Origin of the sequence: Streptococcus oralis subsp. tigurinus, from assembly GCF_002093575.1 — a bacterium.
Classification (GTDB): Bacteria; Bacillota; Bacilli; order Lactobacillales; family Streptococcaceae; genus Streptococcus; species Streptococcus oralis_CH.
This window is the reverse complement of sequence record NZ_LNVH01000004.1, coordinates 219,918-245,494: the sequence shown is the minus strand read 5'-3', so window position 1 is coordinate 245,494 and position 25,577 is coordinate 219,918. Positions and strand designations below refer to the sequence as shown.

At 40.5% G+C, this 25,577-nt stretch carries 21 protein-coding genes and 1 pseudogene; 5 read left to right on the top strand and 17 right to left on the bottom strand.

What is annotated here, in order from left to right; genetic code table 11:
* The 5 genes from ATE37_RS06200 (at position 1) to ATE37_RS06175 (ending at position 3,645) form a co-directional block, all read left to right on the top strand.
* Entirely contained in the window at positions 1–930 is a 930-nt protein-coding gene (locus ATE37_RS06200; protein WP_000733087.1) for a metal ABC transporter substrate-binding protein, read from the top strand.
* A 123-nt stretch (positions 931–1,053) separates the two neighbouring features.
* Positions 1,054–1,548: a thiol peroxidase gene (gene tpx / locus ATE37_RS06195; protein WP_084868386.1), complete on the top strand. Its 495-nt coding sequence runs from the start codon at positions 1,054–1,056 to the stop codon at positions 1,546–1,548.
* An 83-nt stretch (positions 1,549–1,631) separates the two neighbouring features.
* Positions 1,632–2,282, top strand: a complete 651-nt coding sequence (locus ATE37_RS06190; protein WP_084868385.1) for a metal-dependent transcriptional regulator — start codon at positions 1,632–1,634, stop codon at positions 2,280–2,282.
* Positions 2,283–2,401: 119 nt separating this feature from the next.
* Complete coding sequence (locus ATE37_RS06180; protein ID WP_180382770.1) at positions 2,402–3,112, top strand: nicotinamide mononucleotide transporter; 711 nt, start codon at positions 2,402–2,404, stop codon at positions 3,110–3,112.
* Between the two features lie 119 nt (positions 3,113–3,231).
* Complete coding sequence (locus ATE37_RS06175; RefSeq protein ID WP_084868383.1) at positions 3,232–3,645, top strand: hypothetical protein; 414 nt, start codon at positions 3,232–3,234, stop codon at positions 3,643–3,645.
* 31 nt (positions 3,646–3,676) lie between these two features.
* On the opposite strand, the gene dtd is transcribed toward ATE37_RS06175, so the two are convergent.
* The 17 genes and pseudogenes from dtd to ATE37_RS06090 all read right to left on the bottom strand — a co-directional run bounded on the left by dtd (position 3,677) and on the right by ATE37_RS06090 (position 25,575).
* Positions 3,677–4,120 carry a D-aminoacyl-tRNA deacylase gene (dtd, locus tag ATE37_RS06170; protein ID WP_084868382.1) on the bottom strand — a complete coding sequence of 148 codons (444 nt, stop codon included), beginning with the start codon at positions 4,118–4,120 and terminating at the stop codon, positions 3,677–3,679.
* 29 nt (positions 4,121–4,149) lie between these two features.
* Positions 4,150–6,366, bottom strand: coding sequence for a RelA/SpoT family protein (locus ATE37_RS06165; RefSeq protein WP_001123775.1), 2,217 nt, complete (start codon positions 6,364–6,366; stop codon positions 4,150–4,152).
* Between the two features lie 138 nt (positions 6,367–6,504).
* On the bottom strand, positions 6,505–7,635 hold the full coding sequence (locus ATE37_RS06160) for an ABC transporter ATP-binding protein (RefSeq protein WP_000229937.1): 1,131 nt from the start codon (positions 7,633–7,635) through the stop codon (positions 6,505–6,507).
* Between the two features lie 113 nt (positions 7,636–7,748).
* Positions 7,749–8,618 carry a helix-turn-helix domain-containing protein gene (locus ATE37_RS06155; protein WP_084868381.1) on the bottom strand — a complete coding sequence of 290 codons (870 nt, stop codon included), beginning with the start codon at positions 8,616–8,618 and terminating at the stop codon, positions 7,749–7,751.
* A 3-nt stretch (positions 8,619–8,621) separates the two neighbouring features.
* The gene (locus ATE37_RS06150) at positions 8,622–9,008 is read right to left on the bottom strand and encodes a Mini-ribonuclease 3 (RefSeq protein WP_061597935.1); all 387 of its coding nucleotides are present in this window, start codon (positions 9,006–9,008) and stop codon (positions 8,622–8,624) included.
* On the bottom strand, positions 9,001–10,344 hold the full coding sequence (gene cysS / locus ATE37_RS06145; protein ID WP_084868380.1) for a cysteine--tRNA ligase: 1,344 nt from the start codon (positions 10,342–10,344) through the stop codon (positions 9,001–9,003). The genes ATE37_RS06150 and cysS overlap by 8 nt, the downstream gene beginning before the upstream one ends.
* 23 nt (positions 10,345–10,367) lie before the next feature.
* Positions 10,368–10,958, bottom strand: a complete 591-nt coding sequence (locus ATE37_RS06140) for a hypothetical protein (protein WP_241502101.1) — start codon at positions 10,956–10,958, stop codon at positions 10,368–10,370.
* 112 nt (positions 10,959–11,070) lie between these two features.
* Positions 11,071–11,688, bottom strand: coding sequence for a serine O-acetyltransferase (cysE, locus tag ATE37_RS06135; RefSeq protein WP_007517758.1), 618 nt, complete (start codon positions 11,686–11,688; stop codon positions 11,071–11,073).
* Between the two features lie 15 nt (positions 11,689–11,703).
* Positions 11,704–13,917 (bottom strand): polyribonucleotide nucleotidyltransferase, encoded by a 2,214-nt coding sequence (gene pnp, locus ATE37_RS06130; protein WP_084868379.1) that lies wholly within the window; start codon positions 13,915–13,917, stop codon positions 11,704–11,706.
* A gap of 449 nt (positions 13,918–14,366) precedes the next feature.
* Positions 14,367–15,233 carry a methylenetetrahydrofolate reductase [NAD(P)H] gene (metF, locus tag ATE37_RS06125; protein ID WP_002882688.1) on the bottom strand — a complete coding sequence of 289 codons (867 nt, stop codon included), beginning with the start codon at positions 15,231–15,233 and terminating at the stop codon, positions 14,367–14,369.
* 93 nt (positions 15,234–15,326) lie between these two features.
* Positions 15,327–17,576, bottom strand: a complete 2,250-nt coding sequence (gene metE, locus ATE37_RS06120; RefSeq protein WP_084868378.1) for a 5-methyltetrahydropteroyltriglutamate--homocysteine S-methyltransferase — start codon at positions 17,574–17,576, stop codon at positions 15,327–15,329.
* Positions 17,577–17,928: 352 nt separating this feature from the next.
* The gene (locus ATE37_RS06115; protein ID WP_049504738.1) at positions 17,929–18,222 is read right to left on the bottom strand and encodes a helix-turn-helix domain-containing protein; all 294 of its coding nucleotides are present in this window, start codon (positions 18,220–18,222) and stop codon (positions 17,929–17,931) included.
* A complete protein-coding gene (locus ATE37_RS06110) occupies positions 18,212–18,577 on the bottom strand; it encodes a type II toxin-antitoxin system RelE/ParE family toxin (RefSeq protein WP_084868377.1) in 366 nt (121 codons plus the stop codon). Before ATE37_RS06110 ends, ATE37_RS06115 begins: the two co-directional genes overlap by 11 nt.
* 156 nt (positions 18,578–18,733) lie before the next feature.
* Positions 18,734–19,099: a TIGR02328 family protein gene (locus tag ATE37_RS06105; RefSeq protein ID WP_084868376.1), complete on the bottom strand. Its 366-nt coding sequence runs from the start codon at positions 19,097–19,099 to the stop codon at positions 18,734–18,736.
* Positions 19,083–19,487, bottom strand: a complete 405-nt coding sequence (locus ATE37_RS06100; protein WP_084868375.1) for a YbgA family protein — start codon at positions 19,485–19,487, stop codon at positions 19,083–19,085. The genes ATE37_RS06105 and ATE37_RS06100 overlap by 17 nt, the downstream gene beginning before the upstream one ends.
* A 183-nt stretch (positions 19,488–19,670) precedes the next feature.
* The gene (locus tag ATE37_RS10885; RefSeq protein ID WP_142995860.1) at positions 19,671–21,107 is read right to left on the bottom strand and encodes a DivIVA domain-containing protein; all 1,437 of its coding nucleotides are present in this window, start codon (positions 21,105–21,107) and stop codon (positions 19,671–19,673) included.
* A gap of 57 nt (positions 21,108–21,164) precedes the next feature.
* Positions 21,165–25,575, bottom strand: a pseudogene (locus tag ATE37_RS06090) (Eco57I restriction-modification methylase domain-containing protein).
* Positions 25,576–25,577: the final 2 nt, after the last annotated feature.

Below are 25,577 nucleotides of genomic sequence, written 5' to 3'. Positions count from 1 at the left end.
ATGAAAAAATTAGGTACATTGCTTGTACTCTTTCTTTCCGTCATTGCTCTTGTAGCATGTGCTAGCGGAAAAAAAGATACGGCTTCTGGTCAAAAACTAAAAGTTGTTGCTACAAACTCAATCATCGCTGATATTACAAAAAATATCGCTGGTGACAAGATTGATCTTCATAGTATCGTTCCTGTTGGTCAAGACCCACACGAATACGAACCACTTCCTGAAGACGTTAAGAAAACTTCTCAAGCTGACTTGATTTTCTATAACGGTATCAACCTTGAAACAGGTGGCAATGCTTGGTTTACCAAATTGGTCGAAAATGCCAAGAAAACTGAAAACAAAGACTACTTTGCAGTCAGCGAAGGCGTTGATGTTATCTACCTTGAAGGCCAAAACGAGAAAGGCAAAGAAGACCCACACGCTTGGCTCAACCTTGAAAATGGGATGATTTATGCTAAAAATATCGCTAAACAGCTCATTGCCAAGGACCCTAGCAACAAGGAATTCTACGAAAAAAATCTCAAAGACTATACTGAAAAACTAGACAAACTGGACAAGGAAGCCAAAGAGAAATTTAACAATATCCCTGCTGAGAAGAAACTCATCGTAACCAGCGAAGGATGCTTCAAATACTTCTCTAAAGCCTACGGTGTTCCAAGTGCCTACATCTGGGAAATCAACACGGAAGAAGAAGGGACTCCGGAACAAATCAAGACCTTGGTTGAAAAACTTCGCCAAACAAAAGTTCCATCACTCTTTGTTGAATCAAGTGTCGATGACCGTCCAATGAAGACTGTTTCACAAGACACAAACATCCCAATCTACGCACAAATCTTTACTGACTCAATCGCTGAAGAAGGCAAAGAAGGCGACAGCTACTACAGCATGATGAAATACAACCTTGACAAGATTGCTGAAGGTTTGTCTAAGTAATCCATTAAAAAAACGTCGTTCTCACGTGAATGGACGTTTTTTTGTCCCTTAATTTCCAGTCAAATCATTGGAAAAATCTGACAATTCTCGGTAAAATAAAAGAAAAAAGAATGGAGTAGTTTCATGACCACTTTTCTCGGAAATCCTGTAACTTTTACAGGTAAACAACTGCAAGTCGGAGACAAGGCACTTGACTTTTCTCTTACAACAACCGATCTCTCTAAAAAAACGCTAGCTGACTTTGATGGAAAGAAAAAAGTCTTGAGTGTTGTCCCTTCTATCGATACTGGTGTCTGTTCAACGCAAACACGTCGATTCAACCAAGAACTAGCTAACCTTGACAACACCGTCGTTCTTACTGTTTCTATGGACCTACCATTTGCCCAAGGACGCTGGTGCGGGGCTGAAGGCCTTGACAATGCCATCATGCTTTCAGACTACTTTGACCATTCTTTCGGGCGTGATTATGCCCTCTTAATCAATGAATGGCATCTCCTTGCACGTGCCGTCTTTGTTCTCGATACTGACAATGTCATCCGTTACGTAGAATACGTTGACAACATTAACACGGAACCAGACTTTGGAGCTGCAATTGCTGCAGTGAAAGAACTGGACTAAAATCAAAGCCATTAGGGCAGAAGGCTAGAGAAATCTAGCTTTTTTTGATATACTAGATGTAGAGAAAAGACAAGAGGAAACGAATGACGCCAAATAAAGAAGATTATCTAAAATGTATTTATGAAATCGGTACGGAGATGCAAAAAATCACCAATAAAGAAATTGCTACCCGTATGCAGGTCTCTCCACCTGCCGTAACAGAGATGATCAAACGCATGAAAAGTGAAAATCTCATCCTCAAGGATAAGGAGAACGGCTATCTATTGACAGATATTGGCCTCAAACTGGTGTCAGAACTCTATCGCAAACATCGGTTGATTGAAGTCTTTCTAGTTCACCATCTCGACTATACTAGCGATCAGATTCACGGAGAAGCTGAGGTCCTAGAGCACACTGTATCCGACCTCTTTGTAGAGAGACTAGATAAACTGCTAGGCTTCCCTCAAACCTGTCCCCACGGAGGAACCATCCCAGCCGAGGGAGAACTCTTGGTTGAAATCAATAACCTGCCACTAGCAGCCGTCCAGGAAGCTGGAACCTATCTCCTGACTCGGGTTCACGATAGCTTTGATCTGCTCAAATACTTAGAAAAGTATGAGATTCATATTGGTGACCAAGTCCAGGTCAAGCAGTTTGATGGCTTTTCCAATAGCTTTACTCTAGTCAACAAAGACGAAGATCTCCAAGTTAGCATGGATATCGCCAAACAACTCTATGTCGAAAAAATCGACTAATTTCTCAAGTCCCCTACCAACCCTGAAAGTTTTATTTTCAGGGTTTTATTTCTATTGTTTGATTTTGCTCTCATTTAGTTGTAGAATATTTGTAAAAAACAAGAAAGATACCTTAGCCTATGAAAAAATCACTAAAAATTTTTGCGACATCTAAATGGTTTGACCTATTCGGAGTTGCTCTGGTCGTTGGGATTGCGATTGCATCTGGTTACCTCAACTCACGCCTCGATAAATTCGTAGACTGGGGACCATGGACAGCCCTTGTTCCCTTTGGATTAATTTCCGTAACCAACGTTGGGATTTCCATGTTGTCCACTCGTTTCACGGGAAAATTAAGCAAATGGGGAAATTACTTTGGTATTGTTAATACCATTTTGTCCGGCACCATTGATTATATCCTTGGAAATAAGGCGGCTATTATCACCTATCCCGTCACCTTCCTCATTTATACCTTTGCTATTAAGAAATGGGAAGCTTCGCAAGAAGGCAGACCCAACCAAATGAGCCAAAAACAGCTAAAATTGGCGGCCATCATCATTTCCATCATCGCCTTCCTCTTTGCCTTTGTGACCAACTATATCGGCTATGGGGGCAAGATGAATCTCCTCGCCTACGTAACAACTATTGCCTTTGCACTGTCCCTCATTGCCAATGCTTTGAACGCATTGAAATTGACAACTCAGTGGGGCTTTTGGTTGATTTACAATTTCGTTCAGCTGACAAAGGCTGGCATTCAAGGAAATTTTGCCAATATCGGAAAATATATCTTTTATATCCTCAATGCAATCGGAGCTTTATTTGTCTGGAATGATGAAGAAGTAAAACAATAAGAGGAAACTCAAATAAAGAAATCTAATAGAATCTCCTTACTAAAATTTTTTATCATTCTACTTGTAACTTCCATTCTTTTGGAGTAGAATGAAGCTAGATAAAAGAGGGAGGTCATCTTATGAAAAAACTCTTTAGAATTCATTTTGTAGCCATTGCACTCTGCGATTTGCTACTATTAGCATTTTTTATCACAAGACATGAGACAGCTTTGGGCTGGCTCATGCCCTCTGGTTTTATTTTCATCCTTGCTCAGGGACTACTGCTATCTCGCTTGGTCTTCCGACTCAAAAAACATTTCTCTGAGATTTATCCTCAAATCAATAAAAAGTTTCGCTTCTACTATTTAGGAGTACTCATCAGCGATTTTCTATTATTTGTCCTCTTAGCCTTCGCTAGTTCTCAGCGACTTTCCTCTCCTATTCCAATCGTCACTGGTTGTCATTCTACTTTATATTACATAACGGCTAGCCACCTAAGAGAAAACTATCCCGACTTTTACAACAAACATACCTCTTTATGGGAGTGTCTATAAACAAAAACCAAGCCAGCTGGGCTTGGTTTTCTTATCTATTTTGAGTATCAAGAATGATGGTAACTGGCCCATCATTTACCAGCTCCACCTGCATATCCGCTCCAAAAATACCAGTCTGAACAGGGACTTCCTGAGCTAGCTTTTGGTTGAAAGTGTCATAGAAGGCAGTTGCCATATCCGGCTTGGCTGCACCTGTAAAGGCTGGACGATTGCCTTTCTTGGTATCCGCAAAGAGGGTAAACTGAGAAATAGAAAGGATTTCCCCTTCAATATCCTGGACAGACAGGTTCATCTTGCCTTCTGCATCAGAAAAAATTCGCATGTTGACGAGCTTTCTCACAGCATAGTCCAGATCTTCCTCCTGGTCCTCTGGGCCAACACCGACCAACAATAAGAGTCCCTGATTAATCTTTCCATGAACCTGACCTTCGATACTGACTTGGGCTTTCTTGACTCGTTGAATGATGATTTTCATAATAGCCTTTCTAGTAACTGAAGGGAGAATTAGCCGTTGGTCCGTTTAACAGAGTAAACCTCTGGCACACTTTTAATCTTATCAACTACTGTCGTTAGAGTTGAGAGGTTGGAAATACCAAAGGAGACATGGATATTGGCAAATTTCATATCCTTGGTTGGTTGGGCGTTAACGGTTGAGATATTCTTGGTCGTGTTTGAGAGAACTTGCAGAACATCATTTAAGAGCCCTGTACGGTTGAGACCATAGATATCGATGTGGGCAGTGTATTCCTTGCTTGAGAATTGATCTTCCCACTCCACATCAAGGAGACGTTGCTCATAGTTTTCTTGGGCACGGAGATTCATACAGTCCACACGGTGAATAGCTACACCCCGTCCCTTAGTAATGTAGCCAACAATGTCGTCACCTGGCACTGGATTACAACACTTGGCAATCCGCACTAAGAGACCTGAAGCACCTTCAATGACCACACCACCCTCATGCTTGACCTTGAGGGTTTCTTTATTTTCGACTTTAACTTCGCCACCTTTGACAAGCTCTTCTGCTTCCGCCTTGGCCTTGGCGCGTTCTTCCTCACGACGTTCCTTTTCGGTCAAGCGGTTAAAGACCGTAATAGCGCCAATTTCTCCAAAACCAATGGCTGCATAGAGAGCCTCTTCTGTCTTGTAGCTGGTCTTTTGAAGGACCTCGTCCATGTGACGCTTGTCCATAAACTTATTGGCTACATAACCGTTTTCTTGGAACTGGGCCATCAACATTTCACGGCCCTTGTTAACGGATAATTCCTTGTCTTGATTTTTAAAGAACTGACGAATCTTGTTGCGCGCCTTGCTGGTCTTGACCATGTTAAGCCAGTCACGACTTGGACCAAAGGAGTTGGGGTTGGTGATAATTTCAACCTGATCCCCTGTCTTGAGCTTGGTTGTCAGTGGAACCATACGGCCATTGACCTTGGCTCCAGTCGCTTTTTCACCGACTTTGGTATGGATCTCATAGGCAAAGTCAATCGGTCCTGAATCTTTTGGAAGGGAGCGGACCGCACCATCTGGAGTAAAGACATAAATCTCCTCCGCCAGATAGTTTTCTTTAACAGAGTCCACAAATTCCTTGGCATCATCAGCCTGGTCTTGGAGTTCCATCATCTCCTTGATCCAGTTCATCCCAATAGCAGATTCCTTGCTGTTGACCTGCCCTTTTATGCCTTTCTTATAAGCCCAGTGAGCCGCAACCCCGTACTCAGCCACTTCGTGCATTTCCTTGGTCCGAATCTGGAATTCAATCGGCCCTTTTGGTCCATAAACGGTCGTATGGATAGACTGATATCCATTGGCCTTACGATTGGCGATATAGTCTTTGAAGCGGCCTGGCATAGGTTTCCAAAGTTCATGCACATAACCCAGCATGGCGTAAACATCACTCTGGGTATCTAAGATACAGCGAATGGCAATCAGGTCATAAATTTCCTCAAAGCGTTTCTTCTTATCCTGCATCTTGCGATAGATCGAATAGATATGCTTAGGACGACCATAGATTTTCCCTTTGAGATTGCGTTCGGTAGCATAGTCCTCCAACTTGGTTACGACTTCGTCGACCAAAGCCTCACGTTCTCTGCGTTTTTCCTTCATCATGTGGGTGATCTTGTAAAACTCAGTTGGATTGAGGTAACGGAAAGATAGATCTTCCAACTCCCACTTGACACTGGAAATCCCTAGACGATGAGCAAGTGGTGCGTAAATTTCCATGGTTTCTCTGGAGATACGTTCTTGCTTGTCCTTTCGCAGGTGTTTAAGAGTCCGCATATTGTGCAAACGGTCCGATAGTTTAACCAAGATAACACGGATATCCTCAGACATGGCCATAAGCATCTTGCGGTGATTTTCAGCCAATTGTTCCTCAAGTGATTTGTACTCAACCTTACCAAGCTTGGTCACCCCATCAACGATAATCCGAACATCATGACCGAACTCTCTCTCCAAATCATCCAGTGTCGCATCTGTGTCTTCAACCACGTCATGCAAAAAACCACAGGCAACGGTTACGGCATCCAGCTTGAGCTTAGCCAAAATGCCTGCTACCTGAATGGGATGGATAATATAGGGCTCACCTGATTTCCGAAACTGCCCACTATGACAATCAACTGCGTAAATCAATGCTTTTTGTACAAAAGCAACATCTTCCTTTGTTAAATATTCTTTCGTTAAAGCGACTACCTGATCGCCCGTCAAATTCACTTCTTTCGGCATCTATACTCTCCAATTCTTCCTACCATTTTATCACTTTTTTAAGGATATGAAAACTAGAAAAGCCTGTTTTTATGCCAATACCAATCATTAAAAAAACACTGCCAGATTTCTCTAGCAGTGTTTTGATATTTCATTTGCTTAGTAGACTGTTTTTTCAGTTTCTACATCGAAGAAGTGTGCTTTGTTCAAGTCAAATCCAAGTTCAACTGTTGCACCTGTTTGCAAGTAGTCACGAGCATCCACTTTGGCAACAAATTCATCTTTACCAACTTGGCAGTAAAGGTGAGATTCTGAACCAAGCAATTCTGATACTGATATAGTAGCTTTGACAACTGATTCTGGGAATGTTTCAAGGAAAGCAGGCTCTGCATTCACGTCTTCTGGACGAATACCGAAGATCAATTCTTTACCTTCATATCCTTTTTCACGAAGAACTTTCAAAGCACCTTCTGGAACTTTCAAGCGGAAACCGTCAGAAACAATTTCATTGCCTTCTAATTTCACATTGATGAAGTTCATAGCTGGGCTTCCGATAAATCCTGCTACGAATTTATTAACTGGGTTTTTGTAAACTTCTTGAGGAGTACCGATTTGTTCTACACGTCCGATAGTACCTGTACCAGCTGGGTTCTTAGTTGCTGACATGATAACGATACGGTCTGCAAGAGTCATCGCTTCTGTTTGGTCGTGGGTTACGTAGATAGTTGTAGCCCCGATACGGCGGTGGATTTTCGCAATTTCAGCACGCATCGATACACGAAGTTTGGCATCCAAGTTTGACAAAGGTTCGTCCATCAAGAACACTTTTGCATCACGGACAATCGCACGACCCATGGCAACACGTTGACGTTGACCACCTGAAAGGTCAGCTGGTTTACGATCCAAAAATTCTTTCAAACCAAGGATTGCTGCTGCTTCTTGCACACGTTTATCAATGTCTTCCTTGCTGTATTTACGCAATTTCAAACCGAAAGCCATGTTGTCATACACAGTCATGTGTGGATAAAGAGCGTAGTTTTGGAATACCATGGCGATGTCACGGTCTTTTGGAGCTACGTCGTTGACAACCACGCCATCGATAGATGCAGTACCTTCTGTAATGTCTTCAAGACCAGCAATCATACGAAGAGTTGTTGATTTACCACATCCTGAAGGACCTACGAAAACGATAAATTCTTTGTCTTTGATGTCCAAGTTGAAGTCTTCAACTGAGTAGTGTTCGCTGTTTGGATATTTTTTGTAAATATTTTTAAGATTTAATTCTACCATCGAGGTGAACTCCTTTTGTCTTTTGATAGTTTTATTATATATGAAAACGCTTTACTTTTCTATGGCAAGGTGACCAAAAAAATAAAAAAGTTCTGTGCAACTTGCACAAAACTTTAAAGAATATCTGGTAAAATCAACTGATAACACAAGGTAAGATCCGTTAACTCCTTCAACTGAAGCCCTGTCAATTCTTCCCATTTGTCAATCTTGTATTGAAGAGAATTGCGGTGCAGATAGAGTTGCTGGGCTGTTTTAGTTAGGACAGCACTATTTTCCCAAAGAGAGAGAATGATTTCCTGAATCTGATCCTGATCCAAGATCATCTGGTGCAGGCATTCTTTGATTACCTTCAGGTCCACTAGTCTTTCTCCCATACTCCAAAGATAGAGTTGTGAAAAGGTGTGTACACCTTGGTGACCCTGACGCCACCATGTCTTAAACAAATCTCGCTCCGCTTTAATTAAGTCTGATAGGGCTTGAGGACCTGTCTGAGACCAGACCTGCCCCAACATGATAGACAGACGAAGTCCAAAGTCATACTCAACCGCTTCAATCGTATCAGATAAAATCGAGCGAACAGAGGTATACTTATCTTGTTGAAGAACAAATACATAATCCTGAGCCCCGACCTGTAGCACTGTCTGGCAGTTGGGAAAAAGAGTCCGCATCATGTCTAGCCAAGAGTCTAGATTATCCTGTTGATAATAAGACAGATGGCAATAAACCAATTGAATCTTTTTAAGAGTTTGCGGTGCCTGCCCCTTTCCCTCAATCAGATAGGGATACCAAGGATTGAGCGAACGAGCCTGCTCCTGCTGGGTCAAAAGGGCAACCAGCTGCTTTTCACGCTCGCTGAGCCCAGCTTCCTCTAGTAAAATCCACTGCTGAGAAGCTAAAGGGAGAGTGAGATAGCCTGGTTTCTCAATCGGCTGATCTGAAATCTGAGCTTCAGGAAACCAGTCTTGTAATTCCTTTGCAATCATATTCTAGCCCTCCACTTTTTGGATGCACCAAGCAATTAAGGTTTCTAGCCGCTCCAGGTTTTCAGTCAAATGGAGATAGCCCATCACCGCTTCAAATCCCGTGGACATACGGTAAGTCACGACATCTGCATTTTTAGCCTTTGTGTGACTATTGGTATTGCGACCTCGTTTGTAGATTTCTTCTTCTTTTTCCGTCAAGACTTGCTCCTCCAACATGAGGGCAATCAGGCGAGCTTGAGCCCTAGCTGACACATACTTGGTCGCCTCTTGGTGGAGTTTATTGGGTTTGGTCATGCCTTTGAGGATGAGGTGGCGGCGAATATACATAGAATACACTGCATCTCCCTCAAAAGCCAGCGCAATCCCGTTAATGAGGTTGACATCAATCACGAGTCCACCTCACTCCATCCTTGGTGTCAAGGAGCTTAATTCCTTGAGCCGCTAATTGATCACGGATTTGGTCTGCTGTCGCAAAGTCACGATTAGCACGCGCTTCTTGACGTTTTTGGATCAAAGCTTCAATGTCTGCATCCAAAACTTCCTCAACAAAGACAATCCCAAAGACTTCCAACATCGCCGCAAGAGCTTCCTTAACACTTGCATCATAGTTGCCGGAGTTGATCCATTTGGCCATTTCAAAGACAACTGTGATACCGTTGGCAGAGTTGAAATCCTCATCCATAGCGGCAACAAACTTATCTTTAAAAGCCTGTAACTCTTGGGTATCCACGTTTCCTGTAAATGGTTGTTCGTAAGTGTTCTTCAGATACTTGAGATTGGTCTCGGCGTCTCGCACTGCTTTTTCGGTAAAGTTGATAGGCTTACGGTAATGCTGAGTCGCAAAGAAGAAACGCAACACTTGCCCATCAAGAGTTTTAAGGGCATCGTGTACGGTTATAAAGTTGCCCAAGGACTTAGACATCTTGACATTGTCGATATTGACAAAGCCGTTGTGCATCCAGTAGTTGGCGAAAGTCTTACCTGTTTTGGCTTCTGACTGGGCAATTTCATTGGTATGGTGAGGAAACTCCAGATCAGCTCCCCCACCGTGGATATCAATGGTATCGCCCAAAATCTCTGTCGACATGACCGAACACTCGATATGCCAGCCCGGACGACCAGGTCCCCAAGGACTGTCCCAGGAAATCTCGCCTGGTTTTGTAGCTTTCCAAAGGGCAAAGTCTACAGGATTTTCCTTACGAGCCGTTTCTTCATCTGTACGACCTGAAGCACCCAGCTCCAAATCTTCCAAGGTTTTATTGGCTAACTTGGCATAGTTATGAGATTTTTCCACACGGAAGTAAACATCCCCTTGACTCTCGTAGGCAAAGCCTTTTTCAATCAAGTCTTCCACAAAACGGATGATGTCCGCCATAAACTCTACTACACGTGGATGGCGAGTCGCAGGTTTCACGCCCAAGGCTGTCACATCCTCACGAAAGGCAGCGATGTACTTGTCCGCAACCTCCTGAGGCGTGATGCCTTCTTCCTTGGCACGGTTAATAATCTTATCATCCACATCCGTAAAGTTGGAAATATAGGCAACCTCATAACCACGGTACTCAAAGTAGCGACGAATAGTATCAAAGGCTACTGTTGAACGAGCATTCCCCACGTGGATATAGTTATAGACGGTTGGCCCACAGACATACATCTTAACCTTGCCGTCCTCGATAGGGACAAATTCTCGCAAATCACGAGACATGGTGTCATAGATTTTAATCATAAAATACTCCTATATCCTACTATCTATAAAAATTTCAGCAATAAATCAAAAAGAGTAGCAGCCGCACTTGCAACTTCAATAGTTCTTAAAATTGGTTCATACTTTTCTACGAAATATTCCAATTTTTGTTTATCTTGCGGAGAAGTAATGATACTATCAATTTCGCTATCATTAATACCATGTCGAATCAATTCTGTTTTGTATTCATTCAACACTGAAATAATTTCATTATAGTAATTGCTATATCTGTTATCTTGATAGTTATTACCAGCATAGTTATTTTGAACGGGAGCATTATGGACTATACTGGTTGAATAGTTATTATATTCCTCTCTAGGTTTAATCGTAAAAACGATATAAAAAGGGGCGAATAATTCTTTGCGATCTTTCTTATATTCTAGGTCTATTCTATCTAATATAACATACTCCAGTTTTGGATCTGCTTCATTTGTTCTCGGATCAATTGCAAAAACACTTTGACCAGGAAAAAAATTATCAAGAATATAATCGTACTTTCGTGGTTGATACTTTGTGTACTCAAACAATAAGCACAATTTCCCATCAATTTCTTCTTTTTGACCTATAATATCGCTATAATCTGCCTCCATGTCCATTTTCATTTCTTTTTGTTTAGAGTAAAAGTAAAAACAGATAAATGAAAAGAAAACTAAAATAATAAAAAAATATCCATTCCGACCACTTCCCTTACTTATATATAACTGTTCTCTACAACCCCGACGATCTGTGACTGGCTTCTTTAGCCTGCTCGAGTTTATTGACGTAGTACTCCCGTTTTTCTTCGACTTCGTGAATGATAGGCTCATCCTTCTGTCCATGAACTCGGACGATCTTCGCCGGAATTCCGACCACCGTCACATCACTAGGTACATCTGCTACGACAACTGCAGCTGCACCAACCTTGGCATTTTCACCGATTTCTACCGGTCCGATAACTTGGGCATGGGCTGATATGAGAGCTCCTTTACGCACAGTCGGATGGCGTTTGCCAACATCCTTCCCTGTTCCACCAAGAGTCACTCCGTGATAGAGAAGAACGCCTTTTTCAACAATCGCCGTCTCTCCAATCACCAGACCTGAACCATGGTCGATAAAAACACCTGAGTCAATCTGGGCACCCGGATGAATCTCAATCTGGGTCCAAAAACGCCAAAACTGACTGTGCATCCGAGCCAGGAGTTTGAAGCCATGCTTCCATAGAAAATGCGAGAGACGGTGGGCAGCTAAGGCCTTGACACCTGGATAAGTCAGCAAAACTTCCAAACTGTTGCGTGCCGCTGGATCATTTTCTTTTACAATATCAATGGTTTCGCGCCACCATCCCATACATTTCTCCTTTTCTTATTCTGAATCTTTTGGTGTTTCTGTAACTTCTTTCTTAGGTTTGTGGTCCTTGTGATGACGTGGACGGTGAGGTCGCTCAGACTTTTCACCTTTTTCATCATGCTCAGGTTTTGGCGGACGAGGAAGAAGTGCCTTCATAGAGGCATCGATACGGCCTTTTTCATCAATCTTGATAACCTTAACATCGACTTCATCACCGATAGCTACCAAGTCCTCGACACGGTTGGTACGAGTCCAAGCCATTTCTGAGATGTGAACAAGTGCATCTGTCTTATCAAAGAGGTTGACAAAGGCACCAAATTTCTCGATACGAACAATCTTAGCATGGTAAACTTCATCCACTTTGGCTTCACGAACCAAGCCAGCGATGATTTCTTTGGTTCGGTTAATGGCATCTTGGTCACTAGAGTAGATAGATACATTACCTTCCTCATCAATATCAATCTTAACGCCTGTTTCAGCGATAATCTTGTCGATGGTTTCTCCACCCTTACCGATGACAATCTTGATCTTGTCGACATCAATCTTGATGGTATCAATTTTCGGTGCAGTTGGAGCCAATTCTGGACGAACTTCAGGAATGGTAGCTTCAATCACATCAAGAATTTCAAAACGCGCTTTCTTGGCTTGAGCAAGGGCTTCTGTCAAGATTTCAGCAGTAATTCCTTGAATCTTGATATCCATTTGAAGGGCTGTAATCCCGTCACGAGTACCAGCAACCTTAAAGTCCATATCTCCAAAGTGGTCTTCCAAACCTTGGATATCTGTCAATACTGTATAGTTATTTCCATCTGAGATGAGACCCATAGCAATCCCTGCTACTGGCGCCTTGATTGGTACACCACCAGCCATAAGAGCAAGAGTTCCCGCACAGATAGAGGCTTGAGAAGATGAACCGTTTGATTCTAATACTTCAGCTACCAAGCGGATCGCGTATGGAAATTCTTCCAAACTTGGCAAGACTTGAGCAAGGGCACGCTCACCGAGAGCACCGTGACCAATTTCACGACGACCTGGTGCACCGTAACGACCAGTTTCCCCTACAGAGTATTGAGGGAAGTTATAGTGGTGCATAAAGCGTTTCTTGTACTCTGGATCCAAACCATCGATGATTTGCGTTTCTCCCATCGGAGCCAAGGTCAAGACTGAAAGGGCTTGAGTTTGTCCACGAGTGAAGAGACCGGAACCATGCACACGAGGAAGAAAGTCAACAACCGCATCCAAAGGACGGATTTCATCGACCTTACGACCGTCAGGACGAACCTTGTCTTCTGTAATCAAACGGCGTACTTCAGCGTGTTCCATTTGTTCCAAGATTTCAGCCACATCACGCATGATACGGTCAAATTCTTCGTGGTCTGCATATTTTTCTTCATACACCGCAGTCACTTGGTCTTTAACTGCTTGAGTTGCAGCTTCACGAGCCAATTTTTCTTCTACTTGAACCGCTTTTTGGAGGTCACTGTTGTAGGACGCGATGATTTCAGCTTGCAATTCAGCATCCACATGAAGCAATTCCACTTCTGCTTTTTCCTTACCGACTGCCGCAACGATTTCTTCTTGGAAGGCAATCAATTCTTTAACAGCTTCGTGCCCTTTGAGAAGGGCTTCCAACATGATTTCTTCTGACAATTCTTTGGCACCAGACTCAACCATGTTGATAGCGTGCTTGGTACCAGCTACTGTCAATTCAAGAAGAGATTGCTCTGCTTGTTCTTGAGTAGGGTTGATGATGATTTGACCATCTACATAACCCACTTGTACCCCAGCAATAGGTCCGTCAAATGGAATATCTGAGATAGAAAGTGCCAAGGATGAACCAAACATAGCTGCCATCGGTGCAGATGCATTTTCATCATAAGAAAGGACGGTGTTAATCACTTGTACTTCGTTACGAAAACCTTCCGCAAACATTGGACGGATTGGACGGTCAATCAAACGCGCTGTCAAAGTCGCATCAGTTGAAGGACGTCCTTCACGTTTCATAAAGCCACCAGGAAACTTCCCAGCCGCATACATTTTTTCTTCGTAGTTGACTTGGAGTGGGAAAAAATCCCCAGTTGCCATTTTCTTAGACATCACGGCCGCAGTCAAGACAGTTGACTCACCATAACGCACGACAACAGCGCCATTTGCTTGTTTAGCAACCTGACCAGTCTCTACGATTAACTCACGACCCGCAAAAGTCGTTTGAAACACTTGTTTTGTCATTTTAATCCCCTTTGGATTGATGAAATTATACGCCTTGCCTACAAAGATCAAGATACCAAGGACGTCAAAAGCAAAGTAAAAATAGGAAACTGACGAAGTCTTCGATGAAGACAAGACAGTTTATCTTTTTTACACAGCTTTTCGGCCGGGTTCAATTACTCAAGCTACAAATCATTAGAAAGGTTTGATGCTAAAGGATCTAATCCTTTCACGCTAATCGCTATTAGGCGATTAGCTAAATGCTTTACTAACTCTCTCGTCAAATAACATCGATTTGACTCGTTCGTATCGCTAAATCTTGCAATTTGAATGCATTGTATTATTTTATACCCTCATCTTTGTATCAAGTACGTACAGAGTCTATTTTATCATATTTTTCTTAAAAAGTGCGGGCTTTTCTATTAAAAAGGAACCATTCCCCTCACCTGAGAAGAATGGTTTGCTTTTTATTATCCTAAAGACTGATGGTTGAACAAGGCATGGGTTGCTTGGTGGATGTATTTTGCTGTTTCAGCATTGTTCATGGTGTAGAGATGCACACCTGCGACATCCTGAGTTACCAAGTCCACGATCTGATCCACGGCATAGGCAAGTCCTGCTGCTCTGAGCGACTCAGGGTCATGCTCATACTTGTCTAAGATAGCTTTAAATTTGCGTGGAAGGTGGATATTCTCACAAGTCTTCAAGAGACGAAGCGCTTGATTTCGATTCAGAATTGGCATGATTCCCGCATGAATGGGAACATCAATCCCTGCCAAGGTACACTTATCTTGGAAATCGTAGAAGCGCTCATTGTCAAAGAAAAGTTGCGTTACAAGGCTTGAACAGCCTGCGTCCACTTTCTTCTTGAGATTTTGAATATCTGAGATTTGGTTTGGCGAGTCAGGGTGCCCCTCTGGGTAGCAAGCGCCAACAATATCAAAGTGAGGGGCTTGTTCCTTGATGAACTCGATCAAGTCCGTTGCATAGCGGAAATCCTTTTGTGGTTCCACATCAGGGATAATATCCCCACGCAAGGCCAAGATTTTCTGTACCCCAACCTTATCCAAGTCTGCAATGGTTTCAGCAACTTTGTCCTTGGTCAGATAGATAGCTGGCAAGTGGGCAATGGTTGGAATCGCCAAGTCATTCTGGATAAAGTCAGCCAAACGAACCGTTGTTTCCTTGATATTAAATTTATTATTGCTGGCAGTCACACTGATAAAGTGCGGTGTCAGCTCCCGCATATCCTGCAAGGCTGAAATAATTTTATCATTACCCACAGCTGGGTTTGGAGGGAACACTTCAAATGAAAGTGACGGCGTTTGGCGTGACATAGTCATTATCCTTTTCTTTTTGATTTCATGATTGCTGAGCAGCTAGGGCCAAGCAGTTCCTTGATCAGTCAGGGTCAAGAGAGAAATCTTATCTTATAATTTCTCACGCGCAGCTTTTGCTGCTTCGACAAGGCGGATCAAGCTTTCTTTTGTTTCTGGAATACCGCGTGTTTTCAAACCACAGTCAGGGTTGATCCAAACTTTCTTGCTTGGAACTTTGGCAAGAATAGCATCGATTGTGTGGTCGATTTCGCCTTCATTTGGCACACGAGGAGAGTGGATATCGTAAACCCCAGGTCCCACTTCTGTTTGGAAGTTTTTCGCTTTGAGTTCGTCCAAGATTTCAAGGTTTGAACGGCTTGCTTCAAAGGAAATCACGTCTGCATCCATGTTGTCGATAGCTGGGATGATATCTGTAAATTCTGAGTAACACATGTGAGTGTGGATTTGAGTATCTGGCGCAACTGTAGAGTGTACCAAGCGGAAGGCAGGAATAGCCCAGTCAAGGTAGTCTTCATACCAGTCGCTACGACGGAGTGGCAATTTCTCACGAAGAGCAGCCTCGTCGATTTGGATGATTTTCACACCAGCAGCTTCAAGGTCAAGCACTTCATCCTTGATAGCAAGAGCGATTTGAAGAGTAGAATCCTTGATAGAGATGTCTTCACGTGGGAATGACCAGTTGAGGATGGTAACCGGTCCAGTCAACATACCCTTAACAGGTTTGTCAGTACGGCTTTGTGCATAGCTAGACCATTTAACAGTGATAGGGTTAAGACGAGTTACATCACCCCAGATAATTGGTGGTTTAACTCCACGCATACCGTAAGATTGCACCCAACCATTCTTAGAGAAGAGGTAACCTGACAAGTTTTGACCGAAGTACTCAACCATGTCGTTACGCTCAAATTCACCGTGCACAAGCACGTCAAATCCAACCTCTTCTTGCCATTTGATCCATTCGTCGATAGTTTCAGCAAGAAAGGCATCGTATTCTTCTTGTGACAATTCACCCTTACGGTAAGCCAAACGTTTGGCACGGACTTCCTTAGTTTGAGGGAATGAACCGATGGTTGTTGTTGGAAGAGCTGGAAGTTTGAAAGCTTCTTCTTGGATGGCTTCACGTTCCGCAAAGGCTGGCAAACGAGTGTAGTCAGCGTCTGTCAAACCAGCGATGCGCGCACGAAGTTCTGCATTTTCACCCACACGTTCAGTCGCAAAGAGTTCTTTATTTGCTGCAAGAGCTTCTGCGCCTTGACCATTGCGGATAGCATCCAAATCACGAAGTTCTTCTAATTTTTCAACTGCAAAGGCAAAGTGGTTCAAGATTGCTGGTTCAAATTCTTCATTAGCAGTTGTAAATGGCACATGAAGAAGTGAGCATGAGCTTGTCAATACGATGTTTTCAGCTGGAATTTGCTCAAGAATAGCCAAGCTCTTTTCGTAGTTGTTACGCCAAATGTTTTTACCATTGACAATACCTGCATAAAGAGTCTTGTCAGCTGGGAAGCCACCTTTAACGAGTTCAAGAGTTTTCTTACCTTCAACGAAGTCCAAACCGATGGCATCTACTGGCAAGTTCACAAGGTCAGCGTAAACATCACGAACGTCACCGAAGTATGTTTGAAGCAAGACTTCAAGACCTTTTTTATCAGCCAAGAGTTTATTGTAGAGGTTCAAGAAGAGAGCTTTTTCTTCAGCTGTCAAGTCTTTGACAAGAGCCGCTTCGTCGAGTTGGATGCGAGTCGCACCAAGTTCCGCCAATTTAGCAAAAACTTCTTGGTAAGCAGCTACTAAGCTGTCTACGAAGTCTTCTGCTTTCACGCCTTCTTCAAAGTCTGATAATTGAAGGAAAGTGAATGGACCTACAAGGACAGGACGAGTGTTGAGACCAAGTTCTTTAGCTTCTTGGAACTCATCAAAGATCTTGTGACCAGCCAGTTTAACTTGAGTGTCTTTTTCAAATTTAGGCACGATGTAGTGGTAGTTGGTGTTAAACCATTTCTTCATCGGAAGGGCACGCACATCCCCTTTTTCTCCTTGGTAACCACGCGCCAAAGCAAAGTAGCGCTCAAGGTCAGATAAGTCTAAGTTTTGAACAGAAGCAGGCACCACGTTGAAAAGGAAGGCTGCATCTAGGAAGTTGTCATAGTGAGAAAAGTCATTTGATGGAATTTCAGTGATGCCTTTTTCTTTGACAATGTTCCAGTGTTTCGCGCGCAAGTCTTTTGCTGCTGCCAAGAGTTCGTCTTCTGAGATTTCTTTTCTAAAGTATTTTTCAGTTGTAAATTTTAATTCGCGGAATTCACCCAAACGAGGGAAACCGATGATCGTAGTTGACATGATGTGTCCTCCAAAATTTGTTGTTGAAACTATCTTAACAGAAAAGAAACTGTCTGTATAATTGTAAATAATTAGGCTTTGATATAGTTTGAAACTATATCACTCTTTTGGTCAAAAGAAAAAGACTTGAGACTAGAGTCTCAAATCCTTTGTATAGCTTGTTTTGTGGCTGTATTTTAGTTGGAATGCTCAAACGAGCTATTGACGATTCTCATCAGTGACTATGGCTTGTTATTAGAAAAGACTATAGGTTGGTTTTCTTTTGTAATTCTGATATTTCCCTGAAAAAGTGCGGACGGGAAGTAAAATTATCCAGTGGATGGTTTTAGCCAACCAAGTAATTTCATCCCTATCAACCTTTTTCCTGTTCAAGTGGTACGACTGCTAGTGTCTTTCCTAAACTGGCTAAGACTTTTAAGACCGTATCCAACTGAGGACTGGTCTTTCCTGTCTCCATCCTAGCTATAACAGGCTGGCTCACTCCACTGAGTTCTTCTAGTTTTTTCTGACTGATACCTTGCTCATGTCTAGCTTCTATCAACTCACTCATGATAGCTACTCGCATATCACTTTCAAGGATTTCCTCCTTGGTAAAGAGTTCAGATCGGATATCTTTCCAGTTACTTCCAATGGCACTATTCTTCATCACTTAACCCTCTTTCTTTTATGTCCTTCAGTTCACGCTTGGCTTTTTCAATTTCTCTCCTAGGAGTTTTCTGAGTCTTTTTGACAAAATGATGTAAGAGAACAAAACTCCCATCAAGCCAAGCCACAAATAATATCCTATCCCTCAGAGGTCTTAGTTCCAAAATCTCATCTTCCAAATGTTTGATATAGGGTTCACCAGCTCTAGTCCCATGCTGACTAAGCAACTCGATATAGTCATTTAGTTTATTGAGTTTGATGCGACTGTCCTTACTCTTCTTTATAGCCAATTCTCTCATATAATCTAAGACTGGCTCATTTCCATTTTTGTCCTTATAGAAGTAAATTGTATGCACCAAGCAACCTCTTTTCAATTTAATTATAACTTAAAAGTTATTAAAAGTAAATTCTAATACCCATAAAAAGAAGACCTTAGAATCATTCTAAAGGTCTCATTTTTATTATTCGAAAAAATTATGAGAAGAGTTATAATGTGGAGCTAATCCTGACTCTTACTCCAGCTCAATGCCTTTCTCTCGGAGATTAGCCAGACACTCCTCATAGTATTCTGCATCATGCTCACTATAGATGGGCTTGGCTAGCTTCTCCTCTGCTAAGTCTTCATAAGGAGGACAGGTCTTGCCACGATAGTTCTTGTCCAGCCACTCTGGACTGACATTGTAGCCACGGTCAGCCATCTCCTCCATGATCAAGCGATGATAGGCATAGAGACGATAGGGCGAGTGAGTAAAGACATAGTCCACCGTCGCATGCTTTCTCCCCCAGCCATTGCCACGCAGGGCGCAGCACTCTCGATGTTGCCCCAAAAGCTGCGGACGGGGAAGTTGTGAAATCAAAGCCTCATGCCAAAGTCTCATGGGAGCCTCCTTTCAGTAAAGTCGAATGTTGCAAGTAGGTATTCGGATAGCGATCAAGCAACTCTCGAGTCTTAGCAATCAAGTCTTCCTTGGAAGCCTGACCAAAGCGGTAGCGATCAAGCAAGAGCATATAGTCCTTTCGCTCAGCATCTGTCGCTTTCTTTTTGAAATAGCCCCAAATATGCTGAAAGGCATTGCAAACCTGACCCCTATGTTCTGGGATTTGACAAGCTCGGTCTATCATCTCTTGAACCTGATTCACCTCCACCTCTTCATTCTTCAAGTATTGGCGAATCTCATTGTAAATATTGCTGGAATGACTCAAAACGAGGTATTTGTTCCTAGCCCAGAGTTGTTGGCACTGGGATTTTTGGTTAATTTGTTCCATCTTTCTCCTTGTTTTCTATCCGTTTCCAGGAAATATGGAAACAAAGTTGTATCCTAAAAATGAGCGAATTATGAGCGAATCAATTAAGCCCATCACCCTTTAAAGTTTTTCAAAAACTCTTTGAACTCAGCATCGGCTTCTGGTGTGAGGCAATTCTTAAAAAAATACAAAATGACTACAATTCTAAAACACTTTATTATTTATATCTGAAACAATATTTTTTCCAGCTCGCCCATCACTTGGTGTTTTTGCCATATGAATAATATAACGTTTATCGTTAAAATAAGTTAATTTATAATGTTTACCATCCTCTGTAATAGAGAATCCCAATTGTTTCAAATCCTGCTTCAATCTTCCAGTTAAACCGCTATAGTCTGTTAAAAGACGTTTCACTTCTTCTCTCTTCTTGCTAAGAATATCTTCACTATTATTTTGCTGAATAATATCCTGAACGATATGCTTTTTGCGTGTATTGTCTTTAATACTTGCTAAACTATCAGATAACACAGATAAAATAAATTCTTTCTTCTCATCTGTGAAAAATTCTTTTTCACTTCCTCTAGATAAGAAACCTCTAGCACTCACCGTCTTATTATTGAAAGTATTTTTATAGAAAGCTAACTCACTTTCCAAATCAGAAATATTGTCACGTAAACGGCTATTTTCTTCTGTTAAAGCATCGAAATCACTACTAAAACTTTCTAAGAGTTCGTCCGTTTCTTCCTTTGTTCTCTCAGCTTTTGTTCGTTTATCTTTTTGACTTTTAAATCGATCTTTTAACAGGAAAGTTGTCACTCCATCCCATGTATACAACGGATCAATGCTTTGCTGATTTGTAAAATTAATAATGTCTTTTACAATGTTTTGTCTAGTTATAGTTGGATCAAAAGATTCATAATTTAAAAGTCTCTTATGTTTCACTACATCTGATTGATAATAGATCCCAATTGCTCCATTGTACTCGTTAGCCCCCTCACATTGTTCCCGAATTAAAGTATTTGTTTCAAGATCATATTGTACAAAAATATGTGCTACACCTTTAAGAGAATAAGCCAATTTATTAATGTCAATAGGAATCCTATCTGAAAATGTTTTTGATACATAAACTACAGGTAAATCATAGGTCTTTGTTCCATTTATGACAGTAGTCAAAATACTGACGCTTTCACGGTCAATCAGGTGAGGAGCCATTAGTACAGGAAGGTCATTGTCATTTACGACATAACCTTTTTCAATCAATAATTTAATAAATAATGGAGTTGTAAATGAAGGGTCAACACCAATAGCATCTTCAGTAAAACTACGATCTAACATGATTGACATCTTAAAGTCTTTAAAATTCATGATATAATCTGTTTTCCAAATGATACCATCATCTAATTTTTTTACATATCTCACAGCTATGATTTCTTCATTTCTATATTCTTTAAATTCAAGTGAAATGGTTTCATCACCAAATTTTTGATTGTAGGATCCATCCCAATTCAAATTGGGTATAACATTATTTTCATGTGGACTTCCTTGATTCCATTCAATTACTAAATTCAAAAAATCATCTTTAGTTAACGACTTATCAATCTTTAAAATTGTAGAAAAAAGTAACATTTCTTTCCCTTCCATTACTAATCTAACTTAACATGACCCATAAATAAAAAAGTATTTTTGCCTCTACTTCTTTTACTTTTTGAAGTTGTCAACATATTCTTTAATATATTCCATCTCAAGTCCTGAAAGTTTCATTAATTTCTTCAACTGCAAATCAATATCATCTTCAAAATCAATTATATTATTCTCTGAGCTATAATCTATTAAATCTGGTACATATTTCCCCAATGAACTAAGAGATTCGTCCGTCATCAAAAAAGCAAATCTAATAATATAACTCTTCATATATTTATAGAAATTTTGTGCTTCTCGCTCACTATCAAACGCTTTTAGAGCTATGCGAGATCGTCCAAAAGCAGAGTGATTATCTAAAATCTCTAATTGATTGTCACGTTTTTGGCCACCTGCATTCGCACTAGATACAACAACTTTCCACTTATCAATCAAATGATTGTTCACTTTAATAGCATCTCTATCAGCAATAAACCATGTAGCTCGACCTGTCTTTCCACCTTTATCATTGGTAAATAATTTAATTTGTTTTTTGTAATCTACTGACTGTCCTGTATAAATCTCAACTTTATCAGGATTTTGTTCCGCAAAATCACTCTCAATCTGGAATAACTTTTGATTAATAACGCTACTTTCAGAGATGAACTTAAATTTACTTACGTTAACAAATTTTTCAATCTTATCAACAACATGACGATTTTTAGGATTTAAGACTAATAATTTTTCCCCTGGAGAATCTATTAGTTCAATCTGTTCATTTCCATCCTCAGAATAAATATATTCAAATTGAGAATTTCTCTTTCTGAAATCCTTAACTACAACTGAAATACCATCACCAATAGCAACATCCTTAAAAATCTCGTCCGCCTTAGGATAATAAAATAGCTTGGCAAGATGCAGACTATTGATTTGATTTAATCCAAATTCTGTCATTCCCTTTCCAGATCTATGGATCCATCTTCCACCAGGATAAATCAAACAAGAAAAATTTTGGGCAACCACATCAGCAACTAACTGAAAATCTTGAAAAACATTACGCACTCTTTTTTGTTGACCGGCTCTCATTGTCTTATCATTCGTTGACTCCTGATACGGTGGATTCCCAATCACAACATCAAATTTCACTTTATCAAATGCCTCCTCTACTTGTTTTTTACCTTCTTCTATACTCGATTTTAATGTATCTGAGAAATTTTCGATATAGGCTACATTGGTCTGATATTTCTTATAGCCTGTTAAAGTTCGTTCTGTGATTGTCTTAGCCATTGGTGTTTTTGCAATAGCATAGATATTGTTTTCTAAGATTTCACGATATACACTATCCGCATCGAAGTAATTATCATCATTATTCTGTACATATTGATAATAGAGACTCATAGCAGCATGCAAAGGATAAAGTCCTGTCTTAGCATTAATATCAATGATTTTAGTATCTGGATGGTAAACACTACCCGTAACTTCTGTTTCTACCCAATGAAGATTAGGCTTAGCGCCATCTGTCATAGATTCAAAGTTATCATCATAGAAATTAAGTCCTCCAATTCCTTTAACAATTTGCATATTGACCACGCGCCATGGTGTTAAAACAGTCTCCTTATCTGGGTTTTTAAAGCTGCCAAATAAAGTGGCAATTTCTTCTGCACGTTCAATAAAATCAAGACTATCAAAAGATTTAGCTCGTTGACGAATGATTCGACCTGCTTCAATAAAGACCTCTGCATCATAATACTTAGTGATTTCCTTAAACATGCCTTTAGTGAATCCAGAAGGCATGAATTCTTTCCAAGAATCATCATCGACTTCTTTGATAAAGTCTTCGATAGTGATATCTTTACTTAAATCAACATCCATTCCATAAATCATCATTGGAATACGAATAGAAACTCCACGTAAGATAGAAATCAAAGTTTTTTGTTGTTTACGAGCCACTTTTAGTTTCTCTATTGCCTCTTTTTCCTCTTGACTACGCTCACGAGGAGGTTTTTTCTTAGCACGTTCTGCCTTATCATACTCTTCATTGGTTAAACCATTTTTATTAACTGTAACCTTGGTAGGCGTTTTTTGTTTTTGCGTTTTACCAACGATAGCACTTAATTTATTAAAACGTTCAGCATCATCAGAAGTTAGTGTTAAGAGGTAGTCATTGTAGAGACTGTCATCTTCAAAACCTGATCGGACAGCTTTTTCGGCATAGACTTTCTTTATCTGCGTTAGCATACGATCAACATCAAAGGGTTGCATACCATTATCGCCCTTACCCAAAATTGGTAAAAAGTTAAGCAAATTTGACATAGCTTGTTTCTGTTGTTGAGTATTTTTCTTACCAACACCTGAGTTAATTTGAGCACTTTCAGCCATTACTGTCAAAGCACGATCAGGAGCAAAATCAAAGACATAGCAGCGTTTCTTCATACCTAATTTTTCATGTGAGAATGGCGTCTGTGCACGAAAAGCAGCCTGTAAATAATTCATAGAACTACTTGTATTTGAAAGAAACATAACGGCTGTCCACTCTGGAACATTGACTCCTGTTGTTAACTTACGAACAGTTAAAGTGATGGTCTTTGTCTTAGAAGGGTCAGCAGTTATAGCATTACGAACTTTTGCAAGATCATCATCTGAACTATCTAAAACATTATCACTCTTATCATTTCGGACAACATTTACGATCTCATAGTCCATTCCAAATACAGAATGCTCTTTTAAAAGTTTTTCGAAGGCGTTTGCTTCTTTAACACCTGGCATGAGCCAAAGAGTATGACGTAATTCTTCACGATACTCTTTTGTTGAAAAAGGATAATTAGTGTCACTATTTGGGTTAGTAATATTATCCAAAAAACGTCGAACATCTGCTTTATAAACTAATTCTCCCTTATCATCAACTCTAAAAAATTCTCGGAAATTAAAAGCTTTATTTTCATCGGTAAATTTTTCCTTATGTTTCATCTCAAAAGTATACATAAGCACTTCTGGAAGTTGTTCATAAGGGTTAGGTTGATCAGGATTTTCCAAGTCCCATTTCAGCTTAGCTTGCTGTTCCATGACATAGTCCCATGTATAGACTTGTTCAGGATCGAATTGATCTAGAATGTTAAAAGGTGTTCCAGATAATTCTAAAATTTTGGTATGATTTTCTTTTACCAAAGCTTTCAAAACAGTATCACTAAGATCAGTCTGTGTGCCCTCATGAGCTTCATCAATAATAATCAAATCCCAATCTATATCGGCAAACTCTGGAAGATTAGTCTGAGCACCCTTATAACGCAGAAGTTGAATAGAGGCAAAATAAATAAATGGACTATCACCTATTTTCAGGGTTGAAAGTCTTTCTCCTCTATCAACAGAACCATACAAGTAACCATCTTCAGCTAAGTCCATCTTTTTAAAATCATCAAACCAAGATTTGTTAACAACAGGTCTATGAGTCATGATTAGGACACGTTGAAAGCCTTCTTGTTTAATAAGTTCCAAAGAAGTTAAGGTTTTACCAAAACGCATTTTAGCATTCCAAAGCATACGATCTTTTTTCTTATAAGTTTTTTGTGTTTGCTTAACGGCTGCATCCTGCTCAGGACGAAGTGTAATTTTAATTTTTTCAGCTTTATATTCAGCTTGATTATCACTGATAAACGACCGCCCATCCTTGACTGCCTTGATAGCTTTTTTTTGCTGTCTCTAAATCAGTTTCAAACCACTCGTTCCCCTCTAATTCCTTTGGATGACCAATACCAGAACGTCTCAATACTTCGTGAACTTCGTAATCATGAAACCATGTTTTTGTTGACTTTTTATAGGCTAACTCCACCCACCCAAGATCAAAAGGAAGACCAGAGGTTGTCATATATTGTTTTATTCGTTTGGGAGCAATCGCACGTAAAAATTCACTATTTGGAGTCCAGTCTGCTTCAACATCATCTGATGACACTGTTCCTTCTCCAACTTTTTGAGCACCTTCATAAGCTGGAAATAAGCCAGATTTATTATCTACAGTTTGTACATAAATGAATTTACGCTCCGCAGTCTTATATCTTTCTTGAGCTTTTGGCTCTAAAAACTTATCATATAGTGAGACTTTAATTTCATCGTCAACATATTCTGTTACAAACCACACTAAAATCATATAAACTAGCTCTAATGATTTTAGCGCATTTTCTTTGGTGGCATCTTTCGGATTTAATTTATGAGCAGAATTATTACCGTGACCTTTAATTTCAAAAAAAGCATCTACTATTGCCTTATTCCCAATACGTTGTTTTAAAATTTGTAATTTCTCGTGAAATGTTGAATGCTTAGGTAACTCAATATATACTCGGTCAGCAAACAGAGTTGTTGTATTCTCGGCAACCTTCCGAACTTTAGTTAGTACACCTTCATAATCTCCTTGAGTATAATTTAGCTCCGCCATATTGATGGTTGAAAAAAGCTCCGCTGTATCTAAATCTACTTTTAAAAAATTAAAATTCGACATCATAA